Source organism: Eikenella sp. NML120348 (assembly GCF_001648435.1).
In the GTDB taxonomy this organism is placed as follows: domain Bacteria; phylum Pseudomonadota; class Gammaproteobacteria; order Burkholderiales; family Neisseriaceae; genus Eikenella; species Eikenella exigua.
The window spans coordinates 26876-49290 of the sequence record NZ_LXSP01000002.1 but is presented as its reverse complement, the minus strand read 5'-3'; the positions used below and the strand labels follow the sequence as shown (position 1 = coordinate 49290).

The window sequence follows — 22415 nt, the reverse complement described above, 5'->3', positions numbered from 1 at the left end:
ATGGATTTGTCTCAAGGAAAGCGTTTAATGAGCATACAGAGAAAGCCTTGGCTGGTGGTTGCTTGCCTGCTGCTGTTGCCTTTTCAGGTGGCCTTGGCCGCGCCGCCGGAAGATAGGTTGGCAACCGAGCCAGATACCGGTTTCGACATCACACCTGCTGCCGCGCCGCAGGCAGAAACCCCGCCCACACCCGCCGCGCCGCCCGACAGGCGCCTGCAAATGAGCCGCGAAGAGCTGCTGCAACGCCCCGAGATGCTGCAACAGGCGCTCAGCTATGCCGTGCTCACCCACAATGCCGAAGGCGCGGCGCTGTTGCTGCCGATTTATCTTGAACTGCCCGGGCCGCACGATGCGCTGTTGGTGGCTTTGGCACAGGCGCTGATTGCTCGCGCTGAGGGCGACTACCAACACGCCATCGGCCTCTACCGCACCGTATTAGCAGCCGACCCCGACATCCCACCCGTGCGCCTTTCGCTGGCGCAGAGCCTGTTTGAAAACCGTGCCGACAAAGATGCGCGGCAAGAGTTCGAACATTTCCGCCAAACCCCCAATCTCGCGCCCGAGCTGCAACAGATTGCCGGGCAATACCTCGAAGCCCTGCGCAAACGCGACCGCTGGAGCTTCGGCGGCAGCGTAAACTTCATCAGCGACAGCAATGTAAACAACGCCGGTCGCGAGCGCGAAATCCGCACCCCGCGCGGTGTGTGGACACTGCCCGAGCCTGAATCCGCTCAAGGCTTCGCCTACCGCCTCAACGCCGATCGCGACTGGAACGTGCACGGCAACCTCTACTGGCGGCTCAGTCTCGATGACTACGGCAAATTCTATTGGAACAACCACAAATACGACGACCAAATCGCCCGCTTCAGCAGCGGCCCCGCCTATAAAACCGCCCGTGCCGAAGCCGCCGTTACCCCCTATTACGAACGCCGCTGGTATGGCACACACAAATACTCGCGCGAAGTCGGCGTACGTGCCGAATGGCAATATTGGCTCACCCCGCGCCATAAAATATTGAGTGCGCTTGAAATAGGCGAGCAGCGCCACGACCGCCGCCGCTGGCTCGACGGCGACAGCTACACCGCTTCCGGCACTTGGCTTTTCGTGCGAAGCCCCACCCAATATTTCAGCTTCGGCCTCGACTGGCTGCGCAAAACCGCCGCCGACAACAGCGAATCCTACACCCGCAAAGGCCTGCGCCTGGGCTGGACTCAGCAATGGGGCTGGGGGCTCACCACCTCCGCCCAAATCAGCGCCGGCCACCGCAGCTACGACGCCCCCGACCTATTCCGCATCACCCGCCGTGACCACGAGCTCACCGCCAGCCTCGCGCTCTCTCACCGCAAGCTCCAATTCGCCGGCATTACCCCGCAGCTGGTGGCCACCTGGCAGCGCGTAAACAGCAGCCACTTCTTCTACCCCTACCGCAAAGGCAACGTGTTTATCCAGTTTGGACGTTCGTTTTAGCAGGGCAGGGCGGTGATGGGAAAGGCTACCTGAAAAATTTCAGGTAGCCTCAAAACGGCGGCGCGGGGCAATGTTGCTTTACCGCGCAGCTATTGCAGCTCAGCATTGTTAGGCCAATATTTTAAGTTTCGCGCCTTTTGAATTTAGCTTCGCAGCAACTCGCATTGTTCGTTTGAGCTTTATGGGTCTGATTTGCGTATCTATGCCGCCCTGGTTGCCAATATGCTTAAAGGCTACCTGAAATTTCAGGTAGCCTTTTGCTTATTCGCTCAAATCGTTTATCTACGACAAGGGGCACGGCGTAGGTGGGAGTAGCGGCTGATAACGCTGCTGATACCGGCGGCAGCGTTATCGTCTACGTTCATAAACGTTATCTGCATTTTGGATTCGCCCAATTCGGCAGATTGTTCGCCGCCGCTTGAACCGGTACGGATGATTTGCGGATTGAGGCCGGCTTGGCGGGCTCTGGCGGCGGTTTGCTCGGCCTGCTGTTCGCTGCTAAACGAGCCGAGGCTCATGCGGCCGCCGGCGACGCTGGCGTTACGGAAACCCTGCGAACGCACTTTGGCGGTGAATTCCTGCACGTCACCTTCAATGGTTACACTCACTTGGTAGCGTTCGCTGCCGCGCTGGGGTCGGCCGGAATCGCGGCGGCGCTCCACTACGCGGGTGGCAGCGTGCGGCCAGCGGGCGAGCAGGCCTTTAATGCGGTGGTAGTCGTCTTCCGGCAACACGGCCACGGCGGTGCAGGCGGTGTTGGGTGCGCGGATACCGCTTTCGGGGGTGGGCTTGGGCTGGGCTTCGCCGGCGGGTTTGGCCGGGGTGTTGGAGCGTCCGGGGGCAGCAGGTGCAGTACGGGGGCGGTTGGCATCCACCGGCAGCACGGGTGTGGCCGTTTGCTGCGGTGCAGCGTGCTGGGCGGGCGCGGCGTGCACCACTACGGTGGTGGGCTGCGGCTGTTGTGGCTGCACAACAGGCGCGGGCTGCTGTTGTTGCGCCATGCGCGTTACCAGCATCCCGCCGAAGACGATGATGTTTAATGCCACCAAAACAGCAAACAGCCACTTCATGTTTGTGCAGCCCAGTTGAGTAATCCGTGAAGCACAAGATTATCCACAATTTGAATGGGGTTGTCCAAAGCAAATTGTTCAGGTAGCCCTTGTTTTACTTTGGCGGCACCGCCGCCGGTGATAATCACGGCCACGGTTTGGCCAGGGTGTTTCTGCTGCAGGCGGGTGTGCATCAACAAAACCGCGCCGCATATGGCATCGAGCATGCCGCCGGCCATGGCGTTGGCGGTGGTGGTGCCGAAGGGGTAGGCGCGGCCAGCGGGGCGGTTGAGGTTGGCTGTGTGTTGCGCCATCGCCTCTTTCATCAGGTTGAAGCCGGGCATGATGCTGCCGCCCAAGTAATGATTGTCGGCGGTGAGGGCGTCGATGGTTACGGCAGTGCCGCAGCTCACCACCACGCAGGCGTGCTCGGTGAAGAGGCGGCTGCCGAGGATGTTGAACCAGCGGTCGGCACCGTGTTCGTTCACGCGGCGGTAGTGGTTGCGGATGCCCAAGGCCTGCGGCATCGAGCCGAGCCACTCCGGCTTGCGGCCGAGCTGTTCGGTCACGGCCTGTTGTTTGGCTTCGCCGCACACTGCCGAGCCGATGATGCGCACGTGTTCGCCGCCGTGCTGCCGCCAGCTGTGGGCGAGCGGCTCGAGATTCCAATAGGCGGCTTTATCTGCCGCCGTGATGCGGCCGTTTTCCACCCATGCCCATTTGAGCTTGCTGTTACCGGCATCGAGCAGCAGTATTTTGCTTTGCTTGTCATCGGGTACTACGGCATTTTGATTGTGCAGCGGGCGCAAGCTGATTTCGCCGCTCACCACATGATGCTCCGTGCCTTCGGCATCGCGAATCCGCAACGCACCGCCCTCATCCACACCCAAGGCCGTGCCTTGCAGCAGGTTTTGCCCATCGCGCAGCAGGCGCACGGGCTGGTTTTGGTCGCGGTGGCAGGCATGGTAACCCGAGAGGAAGGGGGTGAGGCCTTCGCGGTCGAACTGCTCGAAAGTGCTCGCCAGCTCGGGCAGCAGGCGTTCGGTGAGACGGCTCACGGCGATGTGGGGCGCGCTGCCCTGCACGGCTTCTGCATCGGCCACGGCTTTGGGCTGCACGAAATTGATGCCAATGCCGATCACGACAGCGGTTTGGCCGTTGCAGCGCACGGTTTCGGTGAGGATGCCGCCAAGCTTTTCACCGCCGATGACCAAATCATTCGGCCATTTAATCTGCGCGGGCACGCCCAAATCGCGCAGCACGCGACAGCAGGCCAGCACAGCGGCGAGCGTGAGGCCGCCTAGTTCGGCCGGCGGGCGGGAAAAGCACCAGCCGGCGCTGAACATCAGGCATTCGCCGATGCGGCTCTGCCAACTGCGCCCCTGGCGGCCGCGGCCTTGGGTTTGATCGTGTACAAACGCGATGCGGCGGTGGATAGGGCTGCCTGCTTTGGCTTGAGCGATGAGGTAGCTGTTGCTGGAGGGGTGTTCGTGCAACAGTTCGGCCTGCCAGCCGGCGGTTGCGGCCTGCTGTTGCAAAAAGGCATTGTCCAAAATCGCCAGGGGGCGCACCAACCGCCAGCGGCCGTCTTGCTGGCGCAGTAAGCCGCGGATGTGTGGCGGCACTTGCTGCCAGAGCGCGTTGAGCTGCGGCGGCTTGCGGCCTACGCGGCGCGCCAACTCGGTAACGTGGTGCGGTTGGCCATCTGCCAAGGTGGCCAGCAGCTGCCAGTGTACGGCCTGCATCATGAGCCTTGCCCCACGGCACGGATTTTGGCCAGGGTTTGGGTGGTGGAGGTTTGGTGCAGGAAGGGGATGGAATACACTTTGCCGCCGCGCGCCAGGGTTTCGGCGGCGCCAACGATGTTTTCAGGTAGCCAGTCGCCGCCTTTCACCAAGATATCGGGGCGCACCAATTCGATGAGTTCGGCCGGGGTATCGCTGTCGAACCAGGTAACCAAATCCACGCTCGCCAGCGAAGCAGCCACGGCGGCGCGGTTGGCCAGCGGGTTGATGGGGCGGTCGCTGCCTTTGCCCAGCCGGCGCACGGAAGCGTCGGTATTGAGCGCGAGCACCATCACCGCGCCAAGCGCTCGGGCTTGGGCGAGGTAGGTAACGTGGCCGCGGTGCAGGATGTCGAAGCAGCCGTTGGTGAACACCAATGGGCGCGGCAGCTCGGCCAATTTCTCGGCCAGCGCTTCGGGCGGGCAGATTTTGCGTTCGAAATCGGGGGTGGGCCAGGCAGTCATGGCAGCTCTTCCAAGATAATAAAGCGCGGATGATACCATTTCTGCGCCGCCGCTTGGTGTTGGGCGGGCGGGAATTGCCGTATAATCTGCAGGCTGTTTTCAGGTAGCCCCCGTTTCAGGTAGCCTCAAACGGCGTTTTCCAAAAGGCTACCTGAAACCCATTCACTCCAAACCTCACATCATGATCCGTTTCGAACAAGTTTCCAAAACCTATCCCGGCGGCTTCCACGCCCTGCAAAACGTCAGCTTCAAAATCAGCAAAGGCGAGATGATTTTCGTGGCCGGGCATTCCGGCGCGGGCAAATCCACCGTGCTCAAGCTGATTGCCGGCATCACCAAGCCCACCTCCGGCAAAGTGTGGATGAACAACCAAGACCTCGGCACGCTCAACGACAGCCGCCTGGGCTATCTGCGCCAGCACATCGGCCTGGTGTTTCAAGACCACAAAATCCTGTTCGACCGCAACGTGCTGCAAAACGTATTGCTGCCGCTGCGCATCATCGGCTACGACCGCGCAACTGCCGAAAAACGCGCCCGCATCGCCATTGAAAAAGTGGGCTTGGGCGGGCGTGAAACGGCCGATCCGATTACCCTGTCCGGCGGCGAGCAGCAGCGCCTGTGCATTGCCCGTGCCGTGGTGCACCAGCCCGGCCTCTTGATTGCCGACGAGCCCTCCGCCAACCTCGACCGCGCCTACGCGCTCGATATCATGGAACTCTTCAAAACCTTCCACGAAGCCGGCACTACCGTCATCGTGGCCGCCCACGACGAAACCCTGATGGCCGACTACGGCCACCGCATTTTGCGTTTGCAGGAAGGCAGGTTTGCCGCATGAAACACTATCTATCTCTGCATTTGGAAGCCGCCTGCCAGGCCTTTGCCCGCCTCGTGCGCCAGCCCTTGGGCACATTGATGGTGCTGCTGATGCTGGCCGCCGCTATGACCTTGCCGCTGATGCTCTATTTGGGCGTGCAAAGCAGCACTGAAGTGCTCGGCCGGCTCAACCAAGCCCCGCAGATGACGATCTACCTCACGCCCGAAGCCGCCGAGGCCGACATCGCCGCCATCCGCGCCAAGCTGGCGGAAGACAGCCGCATCGAAAAAGCCGAATACGTGAGCAAACAACAGGGCATGGCCGAGCTGCAGCAGGCGTTTCAGGGGCAGGATTTGGTGTCGATGCTCGATGCCAACCCGCTGCCCGATGCCTTCGTGATCACGCCCAAAGACGGCGCCACCCCCGAAGAGCAAACCGCCCTGCGGGCCGATTTGGCCGCGCTGCCCAAGGCCGAGAGCGTGCAGATGGATGCCGAATGGATGCAAACCCTGTTCCAAATCAACGAATTCGTGCATCAGGTGTTCCGCTTCTTAGTGATCACGCTGGGCGCGGCGCTGGTGTTGGTGGCGTATAACACCAGCCGCCTGCAAATTCTCAGCCGGCGCGAAGAAATCGAAATCACCAAGCTGTTGGGCGCGCCCGCTTCCTTCATCCGCCGCCCCTTCCTCTATCAGGCCTTATGGCAGGGCGTGCTGTCTTCCGCCTTGAGCCTGGTGCTGTGCAGCTGGCTGATGCGCAGTACCCGCCCGCTGGTAGACCGTATTTTCAGCCCCTACGGCCTGAACTTAGACTGGCGCTTCTTCCACGGTTGGGAAATGGCCGTGATTATCGCCGTGGTGTGCGGCCTGGGCATGGCCGGCGCCTGGCTGGCCGGCAGCCGGCATTTGCAGGAATTCAAAGCCAAGAGTCATTAACAGCCAAAGGCTACCTGAAAGCCCTAAAACCATTTTTCAGGTAGCCTGATGCCATACCGATAAAGGCTACCTGAAAAACCAAAGGCTCCGATAAACCGCAGCCCCTTTGGCATAAAGTTTCAGGTAGCCTTTAATCATGCCATGAGGCTACCTGAAAACCGGAAACCCTTTGCCAATCAATCTTCAGCCCACCCTATATCTTCCCACTTCCCAGCCCGCCCTTTTTGCCCCAAACGGCAATCTGTTACAATCGCTCCCCCTTTTTTCGTGAGGCTACCTGAAAAGGTGGCCGCAGTTTTTCGCACATCCGCTGCCGACTCTGGCCAGAGCAACAAAAAGGAAGCCCATGTTCACACGCAAACCCCAACACACGCTACCTGAAACCATCAGCCGTGCCGCCGCCGAAGGCAATGCGTTGCGCGTGTTGCAGGCAGTGGTGACTTGGCTGCGGCAGGGCGGCGCGGCGGGTGCGCCGGTGTGCTTAGGCATCTTGTGCCGCCATTTGCGGCAAGAGGGCGGCGAAGGCAAAACCATCGCCACCCTGTTGTGCCGCTGGCTCTCCAGCGTGCGCGTGTATCCCACCCTGATCACCATCGGCATCTTCTCTCGCTCCGGCTTCGGCCACGAATTCCGCCACCGCCTCTACGAGCACATCAATCCCGCCTACAAAGACTGCAACGACCTGCGCGACGTGCTCGCGCTGCTGTTTTGCGGCAGCAACGACGGCGAATGGCTCGCCGCCATCCCGCTTTCCGCCTGGCTGCGCCTCCTCAGCACCATCCAACGGCAAACCGAGCCCGCCGTTCGCGAAATGTGCGGCCGCCACCTGCGCGACGAAAGCCTGTATGCCGTGGAAATGCTCTCCATATGGGTGGCCGCCGAAGACCTCGATCACGACCTCATCCGTCTCGAGCCCAGATTGCTCGATGTGGATTCGCCCTTCGTCAGCCTGATGCGCGAAGTGTCCGACTGGCTCGACTTCCAACGCAGCCGCCAGCCCGGCTCCCGCACCACCTATGATGCCGGCCATTTAGACGTGATGCTAGCGCAATGCCGCACCCTCATCGAACGCCTGCAACGCAAAGGCACCGGTGCCGGTGCCGGCTCCTCCATGGCCGTGGCGCACCTGTTGCAACGCCTCCAGCAAACCCTCACCCGCATGGAACGGCTCATGGCGCTGTTTGCCGCGCGCACCCGCACCCAAAGCCTTTTGCGCACCCTGCTTCTAGCCAACGAAATCGCCGTGGCCGTGGTGGCGCAGCGGCGCATCATGCCCCTGTGGCGCAGCAACGTGAAAATGCTCGCCCGCAGCATCAGCCAAAACTCCAGCCGCCACGGTGAACACTACATCACCCGCAACCGCAGCGAATACTGGGGCATGCTGCGCTCCGCAGCCGGCGGCGGCGTGCTCATCGCCCTGATGGCACTGCTCAAAATCCACATCGGCAGCCTGCCCGGCGGCCACCTCTACCACGCCGTGCTCGCCAGCCTCAACTACGGCATCGGCTTCGTGTTCATCCACATGCTGCACTTCACCGTGGCCACCAAACAGCCCGCCATGACCGCTGCCCGCTTCGCCCAAGCCGTGGAACGCAGCAGCAGCGGCCGCGCTGTGAACCAGAAGCTCGCCCAGTTATTGATTGACGTAATCCGCTCGCAGGGCGTGGCCGTGTTTGGCAACGTCATCGTGTCTGTGCTGCTTGCCGTTTTCATCAGCCACGCCTTCGCCCACCATTTCGGCAGCCCCCTGCTGGATACAGCCACCACCGCCTACCAGCTCAAATCCCTCGCCGTGTTCAGCACCCCCGCGCTCTTGTTTGCCGCCATCGCCGGCGTGTGGCTGTTTTGCTCCGGCATCATCGCCGGCTTCTTCGACAACCGCGCCGACTACCTCAACCTCAAACTGCGCCTGCGCGAACACCCCCTGCTCAAACGCATCCTGCCCGCCGCCTGGCGGCAGCGTTTGGCCGATTACATCCACAACCACTACGGCGCCATCATGGGTAACTTCTGTTTCGGCTGGCTCCTCGGCATGACCGGCTACCTCGGCCATCTCACCGGCCTGCCGCTCGACATCCGCCACGTTGCCTTCTCCTCCGCCAACCTGGGCTACGCCGCCGTGAGCGGCGACATCGGCTTCTTCTCCTTCGCCGCCCATTTATTGATGGTGCTGCTCATCGGCGCGGTGAACCTGCTGGTGAGCTTCTCCATCACCCTGTGGGTGGCCCTGCGCTCGCGCGACGCCGTGCTGGACAACCCGCTGCAAATCATCGGCAGCACCATCTCGCTGGTGAAACAAAAACCCAAAAGCCTGTTCTTCCCGCCCAGCGACACGCCCGAAGCCGAGAAAAAGCCCGCTGCGCCGAGCAAATAGCGGCATGGCGGGCAGGGAAAGGCTACCTGAAAAAGGTTTGGACGAAGCAGCCGCAAGTCGGATTCTTGAACCCGACATTTCAGGCATGGCGATAACGGGTAATAATGGCAGCGTTGCAGGTTTGCCGGATAACCAGTATCCGACCTATGCTTACTGCCGAGGGGAAAAAGGCTACCTGAAAATTTCAGGTAGACTCTCTCTCCGCCGAATCTATTCGTTCCAAGCCATTGCTTCGATTTTGTGCCCGTCCAAATCGCGCACGAAGCAGCCATAGTAGGCGTCGCCGTAGTGCGGGCGTTTGCCGGGCGCGCCGTCGGGCCTCGCGCCGTGGGCGAGGGCGGCAGCGTAGAAGGCGTCCACTTGTGCGTTGTTTTCTGCCAAAAAGGCGATGTGCACGCCGTTGGCGGTTTGCGCGGGCTGCCCGTCGTGCGGTGCCTGAATCCAGAATTCAGGGAAGGCGCGACCATAGGCGATGGCGCGGTGTTCGCTCAAATCCAGCACGCGGCGGATGCCCAACGGGGCGAGCACGGCATCATAAAAGGCAGCGGCCTGCTCGAATTGATTCGTGCCGAGGGAAACATGCGATAGGGCGCTTTGCAGTTGGGGCATGGTAAACTCCTTTTGCTAGGGTGGAAAACTATTTAGTGATTTTAATCGATTGGGAATGGCGGATTCAAGAATCCGACCTGCGCCCAAACATCATTTCAGCAAGCGTAGCCCGCATGGATAAGGGTGTGTGCGGAATGCACGCACGCGGTTTTAACTGCGTTGAAGCTGCGCTTTCAGGTAGCCTGCCGAGGAAATTATGTTAGAAGAGCCCAAACAAGATCATCTCAATAATTCCGCCTCCAACCGCCGTATTCGGGGCGGGTGCTGATTGTTTGCAGCCTGTTCGGCCCGCCCTTGGGCGCGGTGTTATTGCTGATCGGCCTATCCGACCCCAATTCACAGCAGGCTTTCCGGCTGATTCCTATTGCCACTCTATTCAGCTACCCGGTAGGCGGCATTCCCGCCTTCCTCACCGGCCTCTTGTCTATGCTGCTGCGCCTGAAGCGCAACCTGCCCGGCATCGCTGCCGTTACGGCAGCAGGCGCCCTACTGTCGGTCATCTGTCAGGCCGTCATGTTCGGCATTTTTGGTTCGGCTGATGACTGGATATTTTTGTGTTGCGGCGCGGCGGCGGCTTTCGTGTTATCGGTATTCCTACCCAAACCGTCAAAATAAATTTTCAGGTAGCCTTCTGCCAACAGCCTAAGGGCTACCTGAAACCCATCTGAAAAAGGACACCCATGAAATACTGGATCGGCACGGTTTCCAAAGAGCACGTCCTGCGCGGCGTGGCAGGTGGCTTTTGCCAAGTGTGCCACGGCAAAGCCGCGCCGCTCAACCGTATGCAACGCGGCGACTGGCTGCTCTACTACAGCCCGAAAATCCGCTTGGACGGCCACGACAAACTGCAAGCCTTCACCGCTCTCGGGCAGATTACCGACGACCAGGCCTACCCGTTTCAGATGAGCGCAAGCTTTATCCCCTTCCGCCGCAACGTGGCCTATGCCGAAACCCGGCGCGAATGTCCGATAGCGCTTATCCGCACGCATCCGGAATGGAAAAAATATGCCGCCCGGCTGCGCTATGGCCATTTTGAAATCAGCGAAGACTTCTTCAACTTCGTGCGCGCCTATATGCTGGCGCAGCCCGAAACACCGGAAACCAACGCCCGGCAGGAAAGCCTGTTTTAGCGGGCAGCCATGCCGAATCTGCCCCTCCATTCTTAATCTACTCAATCTAAGGCTACCTGAAAGCTTCAGGTAGCCTATAATCTGCCCGTTTGATTTATACCCTCCGCACACAAGGAATCCCCATGCCTGCCGATATGATTGCCCACGCCCGCCGTTTTTCCCTTTGGCTGTCGCGCCAGCTGGATGGCGGGCAAATCGATGTTGCACGTTTGCAGCCTATGCTCGCGCAGCCTTTGCAGCCGCAGGATTTGGCCGGCTTCGCGCCGTGGGCAGACATCGCGGCAGCGGCGGATGAGGCCGAATTGGCGCGCCAGTTGCGGCTGTTGCGCCGTTATGTGCTGGCGCAGATTATGGTGCGCGATTTGTGCGGCGCGGCCGAGCTTTCGGAGGTAACGGCTTCCATCACGCATTTGGCCGATTTTGCGGTGAACACCGCGCTCGCTTTTGCCGAAGCGCACTACACCGCGCTCTACGGCACGCCCATCGGCCGCTATAGCGGCGCGGCGCAGCATTTGAGCGTGGTGGCCATGGGCAAGGCGGGCGGGTTTGAATTAAACGTATCGTCTGATTTGGATTTGATTTTTGTCTATCCCGAATCGGGCGAAACCGACGGGCGGCGCAGCCGCAGCAATCAGGAGTTTTTCACCAAGGTGGGGCAGAAGCTGATTGCGCTGTTGAACGACATCACCGCCGACGGCCAAGTGTTCCGCATCGATATGCGCCTGCGCCCCGACGGCGACAGCGGCGCGCTGGTGTTGAGCGAAACCGCGCTGGAGCAGTATTTGGTGGCGCAGGGGCGCGAGTGGGAGCGTTATGCCTGGTGCAAAGGCCGCGTGGTCACGCCGCACGCCAACGGCATCCGCAGCGTGGTGCAGCCTTTCGTGTTCCGCAAATATCTGGACTACGGCGCCTACGAAGCCCTGCGCGGGCTGCACCGCCAAATCCGCAGTGAAGTGAGCAAAAAAGGCATGGCCGGCAACATCAAGCTCGGCGCTGGCGGCATCCGCGAGGTGGAATTTATCGCGCAGGTATTCCAGATGATTCGCGGCGGGCAAAACCGCAGCCTCCAGCTCAAAGGCACGCAGGAAACGCTGGCCGCACTGGCCGAAGCCGGCATCCTCGCGCCCGAAGCTGCCGCCCAGCTGCTCGAAGCCTACCGCTTCCTGCGCCGCCTCGAACACCGCCTGCAATACTGGGACGACCAGCAAACCCAAACGCTACCTGAAAACCCCGAACAGCAGCAGCTGTTGGCCGAAAGCATGGGCTTTGCCGATTACGAAGAATTTTCAGGTAGCCTCAACGCACAACGCGCCCAGGTAAGCACCCAATTCAACCAAACCTTAAGCAGCCCCGAAGAGAACGACAGCGAAGCCGAACAGCCGCTGGCCGGGCTGTGGCAAGACGACGCCGAAGCCGCCGAATGGGCGGCGCAGCTGGCCGACTTGGGCTTTGCCAACGCAGCCGAAGCCGCCGAGCGGCTGGCGCACATCCGCAGCAGCAGCCGCTACCGGCATTTGTCTGCCCGCGCCCAGCAGCGTTTCGACGCCGTGCTGCCGCGCGTAGTGGCTGCCGCCGCCGAAAGCAGCCGCCCCGAAGCCGCCCTGCCGCGCCTGCTCGACTTTCTCGACAGCATCAGCCGCCGCTCCGCCTACCTCGCCTTTTTGCAGGAATACCCCGCCGCGCTCGCCCAAGTGGCCGAACTCATGGCGCAAAGCCCCTGGCTGGCCGAATATTTGCAGCAACACCCCGTGCTGCTGGACGAATTATTGTCGGCACAATTAATGGAACACCCCAACTGGTCGCAATTCATCGGCGCACTTTCAGGTAGCCTCCAAACCGCCGGCGACCCCGAAGCCAAAATGGACGTGCTGCGCCGCTTCAAACACGCCCAAACCTTCCGCCTGGCCGTGCAGGATTTGGCCGGCCGCTGGCCGCTCGAAGCCCTGAGCGACCAGCTCTCCTACCTGGCCGACATCCTGCTCGAACACACCATGTGGCAGGTGTGGCAGGCCATGCCCAAAACCCACCGCTCCATCCCCCGCTTCGCCATCATCGGCTACGGCAAGCTCGGCGGCAAAGAGCTGGCCTACGGCTCCGATTTGGATTTGGTGTATCTGTATGACGACAGCGCGCCCGAAGCCGCCGACATCTACAGCAAATATGCCCGCCGTCTCACCACCTGGCTCTCCGGCAGCACCGGCGCCGGCAGCCTCTACCAAACCGACCTGCGCCTGCGCCCCAACGGCGACAGCGGCTTCCAAGCCCACAGCCTCGAAGCCTTCGCCAAATACCAGCACGAAAACGCCTGGATTTGGGAGCACCAAGCCCTCAGCCGCGCCCGTTTCGTGACCGGCAGCCCCGAAGTGGGGCGCAAGTTTGAAACCGTCCGCCGCCAAATCCTCAGCCTACCGCGCGAAGCAAACCCGCTGCGGCAGGAAATCGCCCAAATGCGCAGCAAAATGCTGCCCACCCACCCCGCCCGCGAAGACAACGTGAAATACGCCCGCGGCGGCGTGGTGGACGTGGAATTCATCGTGCAATTCTTCGTGCTGCTCCATGCCCGGCAGTATCCTGAGCTACTGGAAAACTACGGCAACATCGCCCTGCTCAATATGGCCGCCCGCCGCGGCCTGCTCAGCCAAGATGCCGCCGCGCGCACCGCCGCCGCCTACCGCCACTACCGCCAAGTGCAACACCGCCAGCAGCTGCACGGCGCGGGCGCGGTGCAAGTGGACGACACCCTGCGCAAACACTACGAACAAGTGGTCGCACTGTGGCGCGAAGTGTTCGGCGAAGAGATTCGCTAAAACGAAAAAGGCTACCTGAAAGTTTCAGGTAGCCTTTTTACTTAGCGACATTACAGCGGCAAAGCTCGGTTTGAATCCTCCAAACGGCCTTTACGCAGAGTTTCCAGTTCATCCAGCAGTTGCAGGATTAGCGCAGTGGCGGGCACACTGGCTTCGAAGTCGCGGCTGATGCGGCGGGCGCGGCGGATACGGGCGAGCTGCCAGCCGCTGAAACCGGCCTCGCGCGGGCTGCCCTGCACGGAAATGATTTCTTCCTCGATTACGTTGACCACCCAATCGGCATCGCCGTCGCAGGCGCGCACAATTTCGTTGAAGGTGAGCTGAATATCTTGTTCGCGGTTCATGGTTTATCCTTTCACGCCGTAATGCTCGGCCAGCTGCTGCCAGACTGCACGGTCGGCTTCGCTCATGGTTTCCGGCAGAGTGATGTTGATGATGAGGTAGAGGTCGCCGGCTTCTTTGGCGGGAATGCCTTTGCCTTTGAGGCGCAGGTTTTGGCCGCTGCGGCTGTTGGCGGGAATATTGATGTTGAGTTTGCCGGCGGGCGTGTCGATAGCGGTTTTGCCGCCGAGCGCGGCCACCCAGGGCATCACATCGATGCGCTGGTACACGTCTTTGCGGTTTTTCACATACAGCGTGTCGCTTTCGCGGAAGCGGATTTTTAAATAGAGGTCGCCGTTTGCGCCGCCGTTGAAGCCGGGCAGGCCTTGGCCGCGCAGTCGGATTTGCTGGCCTTCGCTGATGCCTTTGGGGATTTTCACCTGCAGGGTTTTGCGTTCGTAGGCCATTTGGCCGCCCGCGCCGATGGTGGGCATATCTAGGCTGAGCGAGCGTTCGCCGCCGGTGTAGGCTGCGGCGAGGTCGATCGCCAGCTCGGCGTGCTGGTCTTCGCCGGGAAGGGGGCCGGTTTGGCGCTGGCGGCCTGCACCGGCGTGGCCGAAGGCGGAGAAGATGTCGTCAAAGCGGAAGTCACCGCTGCCGAAGGGCTGGCCTTCACCGAAGCGGCTGCTGTCGAAGTGGTAGTATTGCCCGAAGTCTTGGCCGGGGTCGAAACCGCCCGCGCCGCCGTGGGCACTGCCGGCGCGGCCGAAGGGGTTGGCCAGCATTTCATCGTATTCGGCGCGTTTGGCCTCGTCTTTCAGGGTGTTGTAGGCGAGGTTGATTTCGCTGGTTTTTTGGTCGGCATCGGAGTCTTTGCTGATGTCGGGATGGTATTGGCGCACCAGCTTGCGGTAGGCCTTTTTGATGTCGGCCAGGCTGGCATCTTTGGCTACGCCGAGGATGTCGTAGTAGGTTTTCTGGTTGGCACTCATATGTTGGATATTTTGTGGAATGGATAAAATTAGGAGGCACCTCTTGAGCTGAACGCGAGGCTAGGGCTTGCTGAAAGCCGTAGGGCAGAGGTGTTGCGGCTGCAAATACAAAGAACAGGTGGGGCTGGACATAGGGAAATCAATACACGGTTTGCAGCAGGCAAATCCCGCATTCGCTCGATAAAGGTATACTTAATCAGGCCGTTTTGTTTGAGCGGTTGGGAAAGGCTACCTGAAAGTTTCAGGTAGCCTTTTCTCAGCGCATCACATTGCGCCAATCCTGCTCGAAATAATGCACCAGAATCTGTGTGTTCAGATAGTTTGGCTGCACATCGCGGCGTGCCATGTCGGGCGGGAAGCGGAACATTTCGGCGGCGGTGTCGGCGTTTAGAAAGCGGGTGGGCACGCTGAATTGTGCGGGCACGGGGAAATCGGGCTCGCGGGCGGCCAGCACAAAGCCCCATTCGCCGAAAGAAGGCACATACACATGATAGGGCGCGGTGGCGAGCCCGGCGGCCTCCAGCGTGGCCACCACCGACCAATAAGCATTCGGGGCGAAATAAGGCGAGGTGGATTGCACCACAATTTTGCCGCCGGGCGCGAGATGCCGCGCCACCAGCCGATACATGGGCACGGAATAGAGCTTGCCCAGCGAGAAGTTGGAGGGGTCGGGCAGGTCGATGATGATGACGTTGAACTTTTCCTGCGCCTGTTCCAGCCATTTGGCGGCGTCGTCGTTCACCACGCGCACTTTGGGGCTGGCGAGCGAGCCGGCGTTGAGGCGGCTTAATTCGGCGGAGGTGCGGAAGGTGCTGGTCATTTGCGGGTCGAGGTCGACCAGGGTGATGCTCTTCACTTGCGGGTATTTCAGCACTTCGCGCGCGGCCAGGCCGTCGCCGCCGCCCAGAATCAGCACGTTTTGCGCCTGCCCGCCCACCATCTGCATGGCGGGCAGCACGAGGGCTTCGTGGTAGCGGGCTTCGTCGCGCGAGGAAAATTGCAGGTTGCCGTTGATGTAGAGGCGTAGGTCGTCGTGCCATTTGGTGATTACCAGGCGTTGGTAGGGCGAATGGCTTTCGTACACCACCGGGTCGCCGAAATAGCTTTGCTCGGCCAGAAAGGTGATGCGGTTGGCGGCGGCGAAGACGGCCAGCAGGCAAGCCAGCACGATGCCGCCGCGCAGCTGGATGGCGCGGTAGCGCGGCAGCTCTGCTTTAAAGGCGCGCGCGGTGAGCACGGCCACGGCGGCGTTGAGCAAACCGAACAGCAGGGCGGAACGCGCCATACCCAGCCGGGGCGCCAGCACCAGCGGGAACAGTAGCGACACGGCCAGCGCGCCCAGGTAGTCGAAGGTGAGCACTTTGGCCACCAGGTCTTTAAAATCGGCCTGCCGCCGGTTCAGCACGCGCATCACCAGCGGGATTTCCATACCCACCACGATGCCCACCACCAGCACCAGCGCATACAGTAGCGTGCGGAACGGCGCGGCAGCCAGCCCGAAAACCACAAACAACACCAAGGCCGACACCCCGCCGATGATGCCCACCAGTAATTCGATTTCGATAAAGCGTGAAAGTGCGTCTTCATCGCGGATGTATTTGGTGAGGTGCGCGCCGATGCCCATGGCGAAGAGATAGAGGCCGATGATGGAGGAAAACTGCAGAATGCTGTCGCCCAGCAAATAGCTGGCCAGTGCGGCAATGATGAGTTCATAGGCCAGCCCACAGCTGGCCACGATGAAGACGGAGATGATTAGGGTGCGGTCGGGTTTAATTTTTAACTTCATTGAAGCTGACGCTTTCAGGTAGCTTTGATTATGTGCCGAATTATATAGCAGGCAGTAGATGCTGGAGATGCTGGATGAACAACGGGCTTTTGTGTGGCATAATCAGTCGCATCATAAATATAGCTGAAACACTTATTTCTTCCCACTGCGCCAGCCTGCCTGGTAAAAAATAATTGTTTCAGCTACCGCCGCCGCGGCTTCTCTTCCCACCCTGATTACAAAGGCAACCCATGAGCATTTCCCTGCAACAATATCTGTCGTATCTGCAATACCTGGCCGTGGGCCTGGGTATGACCGCGCTGTTCGCCGCCGTGTATCTGCGCATCACCCCGGCCGACGAATTGAAGCTGATTAAAAACGGCAACTTGGCCTGCGCCCTTTCCTTCGGCGGCGCGCTCATCGGCTTCTGCCTGCCTTTGGCCTCCAGCATCGCCCACAGCGTTGGGCTTTTGGATTTCGTGCTTTGGGGTTGGGCTGCTGCGGCGATTCAGATTGTGGTGTATTTCGCCGCCACCCGCCTCGTGCCTGATTCCGCTGCCGAGCTGGCCGGCAATAACGTGGCCGTGGGCACGCTCTGTGCCGTGATTTCCGTGGCGGTGGGGCTGCTCAACGCCGCCTGTTTGGCGTAATAACGCATGCACAACAGGCTACCTGAAATTTCGTTTCACAGAAATTTGTCCCATTTTAGCTTCGCAGAAACTTAGCTTCCTGCGGAAACCTCGTTTTCAGGTAGCCTTCCCCTTATCCTAATCAAGAAAGGAATCCCCATGCTGGGCAATTTCATCAAGAAGCAGTTTATCGACGTTATCGAATGGCCGAATCCCGAAGAAGGGCTGCTGATGTGGCGCTTCCCCGTGGCCGACCAGGAAATCCAAAACGGCGCCAGCCTCACCGTGCGCGAGGCGCAGGCCGCCCTGTTTGTGGACGAAGGCAAAGCCGCCGACGTGTTCCAGCCCGGCCGCTACACGCTCACCACCCAAACCCTGCCCATCCTCACCAACCTGAAAAACTGGGATAAATTATTCCAGTCGCCCTTCAAATCCGACGTTTACTTCTTCAACACCCGCCAGCAACTCGCCCGCCGCTGGGGCACTTCCCAGCCGGTTACCGTGCGCGATGCCGATTTCGGCGTGATCCAGCTGCGCTCCTTCGGCATGTATGCCTACCGCATCAGCGATCCCGCCGCCTTCTTCCGCGAAGTTACCGGCGTGGGCGCCTCCTACAGCGGCGAGCAGCTCGAACAGCAGCTGCGCAACCTCGCCATGACCCAGCTGGCCGCCGCCTTCGGCACCTCTGGCATCCCGTTCCTCGATATGGCCGCCAACCAAGTGCTGCTGTCGCAGAAAATGAACGAGCTGCTGCTGCCTGAGTTTGTCAAGCTCGGTCTCACGCTGGAAAACTTCACCGTAGAAAGCGTGAGCCTGCCCGAAAACGTGCAAAAAGTGCTGGACAGCAAAATGTCGATGGGCATCATCGGCGACATGGGCAAATTCACCCAATACCAAACCGCTACTGCCATTTCGATGGCCGCGCAAAACGAAGGCGGCATCGCCGGTCTCGGCGCCGGTTTCGGTGTGGGTGCAGGTATCGGTCAGGCCATGGCCGGTGCCATGAGCGGCATGACGCAGCCCCAACAGCCTGCCCAAGCCGCGCCCGCTCCAGCTGCCCAGCCTGCTGCTCCGGCTGCTCCTGCCGCCGAAGACCCGCAAGCCAAGCTGGCCAAACTCAAAACCCTGCTCGACGGCAACCTGATTTCAGTCGAAGACTACGAGAAGGCTAAAGCCGAAGTGCTCAAGCAGCTGATTGGTTGATCAGCTGAGGCTACCTGAAAATCATCATCCGTAAGCTTTCAGGTAGCCTCAAACACGGCTTAAAGGCTACCTGAAAGCCAAATCTCACCATCATGCCAACCACAAACCCCGTACAAGTCATCGCCAAACATCTGCAAAGCCGACCCACCATTCTCGATTTTGCAGAGGAATTGCAAACCATTGCCAACTTGCAGGCTGTTGCGCCGGAGCAGGCTGCCGCCGATTGGGATGCGTTCAGCGCCGTGGTGAACTGCCTCCGCGATTCGCATCAAATTAACGGCATTTTCTGCCTTACGCCGCAAAACCAGCCTATCTTTCTGGAGTTTGCAGGCTACCTGAAAACCGTTGCCCAATTAGCCAGCCGTGATTATGCCCGTTTGTGCGACAGCTTCGATTTAACGGCCGCCGAGATTGCTGCTAAATTTGCCGCCAAACTGCCCGCCCTTTAGGAACCCATCATGAGCGAACCCTTCTTCAAAGCCGACTGCCCCAGCTGCGGCGCGCCCGTGCACGCGCATTCGGCCACGGTGGTTACGCTGGTGTGTGGTTTCTGCCACAGCCTCTTGGTGTGCCAGGGCGAAGACATTATCAACAGCGGCCGCGATTCTGCCCTTTTGGAAGACTTTAGCCCGCTGCAAATCGGCACGACCGGCACATTCGCCAACCGCCCGTTTTCCATCATCGGCCGCCTGCAGGCCAAATACGATGCCGGCATGTGGAATGAGTGGTATGTACAGTTTGACGACGGCAGCAACGGTTGGCTCTCCGAATCGGACGACCAATACGTATTCACCCTGCCCGCTGCCGAGCCCTTGCAGGAAATCCCCGATTTTTCCAGCTTAGTGGCCGGCCGCAGCAACTTGGTGTACCGCAACAAACGCTTCTGGGCGGCCGACGTGCGTGATATTGTGCTGGAGCAGGCCGCCGCACAGGGCGAGCTGCCTTTTGCCGTGCCGCCGCAGATGAAAAACCAAGTGGCCGACTGGCGCTGCGAGCAAGCCTTCCTCACACTGGATTATGCCGAATCGCCGCCCGAAATCTTTATCGGGCAGGGAGTGAGGCTGGCCGACTTACAACTCGCCAACATTCGTAGCAGCGAGCAGGTGGCCGATAGCGCAGGTCGGCTAAAAGGCACACGCCAGGCCGAAAGTTGCCCGAACTGCGGCTCGCCCGTCCAATGGATTACCGGCCTCACGCCTTCCATCCTCTGCCCCAGCTGCGGCAGCGGTTTGGATGCGGCAGAAGGCAAGCTGGAATTGCTAGAAGCCAATAATAGGCGCGATGCGCAAACCTATGCGTTCACCCTGAAAATCGGCTCGGAAGCCCGCATTAACAACCGCACCTACACCCTCATCGGCGCGGTGCGTAAAGACGAACTGGAGCCGGAAGATGCGTTCAACCTGATGTTCGGCCAAAAGCCGCTCGGCATCGTGCCCGTCGGGCGTTGGACGGAATACCTGCTCTTCGAGCCGCAGGCCGGCTTTATGTGGCTGGTGGAAAGCGGTGACGGTGAATGGAGCGTGTCGGAAACGCTCAATGTGTGGCCGCGCCTGTATGGCGATTTGTTCCAGCCGCAAGGCCTACCCAAACTCTACGATTATGGCGGCCGCGTGGTTTTCGCTGCCGGCGCGTTTTACTGGCACATCCGCCAAGGTGATGTGGATTTCTACAGCGACTACCGCCTCAACAGCAACGGCAAACTCTGCGCCGAATGCAACCGGCACGAAGCCGCCTGGAGCCAAAGCACCACCGTTCCCTACCGTACCGTGTTTAGCTGGTTCGGTATCGAGAACGATACTCCGCAATACAGCACCAATATGCATGCGGACCGTCCGTCGAACGGGCTGATGCTGCTGCTTATAATAGTGTTTGTCATCATCAACGTGCCGGCGTGGTTGAATATGCTGGCTTCAGAAGAAGATGTATCCCTTGCCGCCATGCTGTCGGTGATGGTGCTGTATTTCCTGGGGAAACGCGGCAATGTGTTCAGTGGCGATGACGACGATGAAGATGAGTGAAACAAAATGTCGAGAAATACTTATTTGATTTTCAGCATCATAGCTATGCTGGTCAGCACCTTTTACAACTACAGCTTCATGGGCAGCAGCGGCAGCAACCGTTCCTACAACGGCTCGCGCGTGGGTGGTGGCTATTCTTCTGGATGGCATAAATGAGCCACAGCCCCGGCAGCCACGGTCTGCTTGACTTATACGGCTGCCCGCCTGAATTGCTGCGCAACGAAGGCTACCTGAAAACCGCATTGGAGCACACCGCCCACCACATCGGCGCCACCGTACTCGAAAGCCGTTTCCACACCTTTGGTGGCGAAGGTGGTGTAACTGGCGTGCTGCTCTTGGCCGAATCCCACCTCAGCATCCACACCTGGCCCGAACACGGTTTCGCCGCCATCGATATCTTCCTCTGCGGCCACCTGCGGCCTGAAGCAGCAAAAGAAACACTGCAACACGCCCTGGAAGCTGAACACAGCGTTTGGCAAACCCATCCGCGCGGTAGTGAGTTATAGGTTTGCGGCAGATAGATGGGAAAGGCTACCTGAAAATTTTCAGGTAGCCTTTCTTATTTAGCTCTTAATCCAAACAATCAGCGTTTGTTTGACTGATCCACGGCAGCGGTAAAAAGCACGTCGGTGGAGGAATTAAGGGCGGTTTCGGCAGAGTCTTGAATCACGCCGATGATGAAGCCCACCCCCACCACCTGCATGGCGATGTCGTTGGGGATGTTGAACAGGCTGCAGGCCATGGGAATCAGCAGCAGCGAGCCGCCGGCCACGCCAGATGCACCGCAGGCGCCGATGGCGGCAATCGCGCTTAAGAGCAGAGCCGTCCAGAAATCCACGGTGATACCCAAGGTGTGCACTGCGGCCAAGGTGAGCACAGTAATAGTGATGGCGGCACCAGCCATGTTGATGGAAGCACCCAGCGGGATGGATACGGAATAGGTGTCTTCATGCAAACCGAGTTTTTTCGCCAAAGCCATATTCACGGGAATGTTGGCAGCGGAAGAACGGGTAAAGAAGGCGGTTACGCCGCTTTCGCGCAGGCAGGTAAACACCAGCGGGAAAGGATTGCGACGGGTTTGGGCGAACACGATGATGGGGTTCACCACCAGTGCCACAAACAGCATCGCGCCCAGCAATACGGCCAACAGGTGCAGATAGAAGCCCAGTTTATCGAAACCTTCTTTCACGATGGTGACCAACACCAGCCCGAAAATGCCCAAGGGGGCAAAGCGGATGATGCCGCGCACCACTTTGGAAATGGCTTCGGCCACGTCGTTGATCAGTGTGCGGGTTTGCTCGCTAGCTTGGCGGAAAGCCGTGCCGAGCACCAACGCCCAGGCGAGGATGCCGATGTAGTTGGCATTGGCCAGTGCCTGAATCGGATTGGAAACCAGGTTCATCAGCAGGTGGCGCATCACTTCGCCAATGCTGGTGGGCGCTTCATTGCTGGCCGCTTCCACGCCGCTGAGCAGCAGCTGCGAGGGGAACAGGAAGCTCGCACCCACGGCCACTACCGAGGCAGCAAACGTGTTCACCAGATACAGCACCAAAATCGGGCGGATATTGGTGGGGTTGCCGCTACGGTGCTGCGAGATGGCGGAAGTTACCAGAGCAAACACCAAAATCGGTGCCACAGCTTTGAGCGTGCCCACAAACAGGCTGCCCAAAATCACGCCTACTTCCACCACCGCCCCGGCGGCAGTGGTGTTGCGCGCCAGTACGCCTACCAAAATGCCGAGCACGAGACCGATGGCAATCTGCGTTACCAGCCCCAGGCTGCTGAAAAGGCCGAACGGGCTTTTCCTTTGAGTGTTGTTTTGCATATGAATCCCTAGATTGTGTGATTGTTATAGCTAAAGCCCATTGTTTTCTAGTGTATCGGCTCGCTTCAGCTATGGTTCTGGGTGAAAAAAGGAGCCCAGTTTAACACAAACGAACGTATCAGCACAAATATTTACCAACAGAAACTGCCTGCACAAGCTGCCTGTGGCGGGGAGAGCGAGTTTTTCAGGTAGCCTTTGAGCAGATAGAGGCTACCTGAAACACACAATA

Annotated in this window: 20 protein-coding genes; 12 read left to right on the top strand and 8 right to left on the bottom strand. The window is 59.8% G+C overall.

Annotated features, from left to right (window positions below; all coding sequences use genetic code 11):
- Positions 1–27: 27 nt before the first annotated feature.
- Positions 28–1467 (top strand): porin family protein, encoded by a 1440-nt coding sequence (locus tag A7P99_RS03450; protein WP_067528066.1) that lies wholly within the window; start codon positions 28–30, stop codon positions 1465–1467.
- 278 nt (positions 1468–1745) lie between these two features.
- Here the strand turns inward: A7P99_RS03450 and A7P99_RS03445 are convergent, their stop codons facing one another.
- Genes A7P99_RS03445 through A7P99_RS03435 form a run of 3 tightly spaced genes read right to left on the bottom strand, consistent with a single transcriptional unit; the run spans position 1746 to position 4764 of the window.
- Positions 1746–2537: an SPOR domain-containing protein gene (locus tag A7P99_RS03445; protein ID WP_067448365.1), complete on the bottom strand. Its 792-nt coding sequence runs from the start codon at positions 2535–2537 to the stop codon at positions 1746–1748.
- Positions 2534–4264 carry a biotin--[acetyl-CoA-carboxylase] ligase gene (locus A7P99_RS03440; RefSeq protein ID WP_067448367.1) on the bottom strand — a complete coding sequence of 577 codons (1731 nt, stop codon included), beginning with the start codon at positions 4262–4264 and terminating at the stop codon, positions 2534–2536. The genes A7P99_RS03445 and A7P99_RS03440 overlap by 4 nt, the downstream gene beginning before the upstream one ends.
- Positions 4261–4764, bottom strand: a complete 504-nt coding sequence (locus A7P99_RS03435; RefSeq protein ID WP_067448369.1) for an adenylyltransferase/cytidyltransferase family protein — start codon at positions 4762–4764, stop codon at positions 4261–4263. Before A7P99_RS03435 ends, A7P99_RS03440 begins: the two co-directional genes overlap by 4 nt.
- Before the next feature lie 181 nt (positions 4765–4945).
- On the opposite strand from A7P99_RS03435, the gene A7P99_RS03430 reads away from it, so the two are divergent.
- From A7P99_RS03430 to A7P99_RS03420, 3 genes are all read left to right on the top strand, one after another.
- A complete protein-coding gene (locus A7P99_RS03430) occupies positions 4946–5599 on the top strand; it encodes a cell division ATP-binding protein FtsE (RefSeq protein WP_003823759.1) in 654 nt (217 codons plus the stop codon).
- A complete protein-coding gene (gene ftsX / locus A7P99_RS03425) occupies positions 5596–6513 on the top strand; it encodes a permease-like cell division protein FtsX (RefSeq protein WP_067528068.1) in 918 nt (305 codons plus the stop codon). The genes A7P99_RS03430 and ftsX overlap by 4 nt, the downstream gene beginning before the upstream one ends.
- 346 nt (positions 6514–6859) lie before the next feature.
- The gene (locus A7P99_RS03420; RefSeq protein ID WP_067448373.1) at positions 6860–8887 is read left to right on the top strand and encodes a site-specific recombinase; all 2028 of its coding nucleotides are present in this window, start codon (positions 6860–6862) and stop codon (positions 8885–8887) included.
- A 210-nt stretch (positions 8888–9097) separates the two neighbouring features.
- Here the strand turns inward: A7P99_RS03420 and A7P99_RS03415 are convergent, their stop codons facing one another.
- Positions 9098–9496: a VOC family protein gene (locus A7P99_RS03415; protein ID WP_067528070.1), complete on the bottom strand. Its 399-nt coding sequence runs from the start codon at positions 9494–9496 to the stop codon at positions 9098–9100.
- Positions 9497–9757: 261 nt separating this feature from the next.
- On the opposite strand from A7P99_RS03415, the gene A7P99_RS03410 reads away from it, so the two are divergent.
- From A7P99_RS03410 to glnE, 3 genes are all read left to right on the top strand, one after another.
- Entirely contained in the window at positions 9758–10111 is a 354-nt protein-coding gene (locus tag A7P99_RS03410; RefSeq protein ID WP_067448377.1) for a hypothetical protein, read from the top strand.
- A 65-nt stretch (positions 10112–10176) separates the two neighbouring features.
- Complete coding sequence (locus A7P99_RS03405; protein ID WP_067448379.1) at positions 10177–10626, top strand: EVE domain-containing protein; 450 nt, start codon at positions 10177–10179, stop codon at positions 10624–10626.
- 122 nt (positions 10627–10748) lie between these two features.
- Positions 10749–13433: a bifunctional [glutamate--ammonia ligase]-adenylyl-L-tyrosine phosphorylase/[glutamate--ammonia-ligase] adenylyltransferase gene (glnE, locus tag A7P99_RS03400; protein WP_067686491.1), complete on the top strand. Its 2685-nt coding sequence runs from the start codon at positions 10749–10751 to the stop codon at positions 13431–13433.
- A 50-nt stretch (positions 13434–13483) separates the two neighbouring features.
- Here glnE and A7P99_RS03395 read toward each other — a convergent pair whose 3' ends face one another.
- From A7P99_RS03395 to A7P99_RS03385, 3 genes are all read right to left on the bottom strand, one after another.
- The gene (locus tag A7P99_RS03395) at positions 13484–13777 is read right to left on the bottom strand and encodes a chaperone modulator CbpM (RefSeq protein ID WP_023887636.1); all 294 of its coding nucleotides are present in this window, start codon (positions 13775–13777) and stop codon (positions 13484–13486) included.
- 3 nt (positions 13778–13780) lie between these two features.
- Positions 13781–14746, bottom strand: a complete 966-nt coding sequence (locus A7P99_RS03390; protein ID WP_067686488.1) for a DnaJ C-terminal domain-containing protein — start codon at positions 14744–14746, stop codon at positions 13781–13783.
- Between the two features lie 256 nt (positions 14747–15002).
- Positions 15003–16550 (bottom strand): polyamine aminopropyltransferase, encoded by a 1548-nt coding sequence (locus A7P99_RS03385; protein ID WP_255361748.1) that lies wholly within the window; start codon positions 16548–16550, stop codon positions 15003–15005.
- Between the two features lie 212 nt (positions 16551–16762).
- Here A7P99_RS03385 and A7P99_RS03380 point away from each other — a divergent pair, with 212 nt between their 5' ends.
- The 5 genes from A7P99_RS03380 (at position 16763) to speD (ending at position 20867) form a co-directional block, all read left to right on the top strand.
- Positions 16763–17161, top strand: coding sequence for a DUF350 domain-containing protein (locus A7P99_RS03380; RefSeq protein WP_067442383.1), 399 nt, complete (start codon positions 16763–16765; stop codon positions 17159–17161).
- Positions 17162–17302: 141 nt separating this feature from the next.
- The gene (locus A7P99_RS03375; protein ID WP_067686696.1) at positions 17303–18343 is read left to right on the top strand and encodes an SPFH domain-containing protein; all 1041 of its coding nucleotides are present in this window, start codon (positions 17303–17305) and stop codon (positions 18341–18343) included.
- A 92-nt stretch (positions 18344–18435) separates the two neighbouring features.
- Positions 18436–18792: a hypothetical protein gene (locus A7P99_RS03370; RefSeq protein WP_067686482.1), complete on the top strand. Its 357-nt coding sequence runs from the start codon at positions 18436–18438 to the stop codon at positions 18790–18792.
- A gap of 9 nt (positions 18793–18801) precedes the next feature.
- Positions 18802–20361 (top strand): DUF4178 domain-containing protein, encoded by a 1560-nt coding sequence (locus A7P99_RS03365; RefSeq protein ID WP_082881520.1) that lies wholly within the window; start codon positions 18802–18804, stop codon positions 20359–20361.
- Positions 20362–20513: 152 nt separating this feature from the next.
- Positions 20514–20867, top strand: coding sequence for an adenosylmethionine decarboxylase (speD, locus tag A7P99_RS03360; protein WP_067442389.1), 354 nt, complete (start codon positions 20514–20516; stop codon positions 20865–20867).
- Positions 20868–20944: 77 nt separating this feature from the next.
- Here speD and sstT read toward each other — a convergent pair whose 3' ends face one another.
- On the bottom strand, positions 20945–22186 hold the full coding sequence (gene sstT, locus A7P99_RS03355) for a serine/threonine transporter SstT (protein WP_067686480.1): 1242 nt from the start codon (positions 22184–22186) through the stop codon (positions 20945–20947).
- Between the last annotated feature and the right edge of the window lie 229 nt (positions 22187–22415).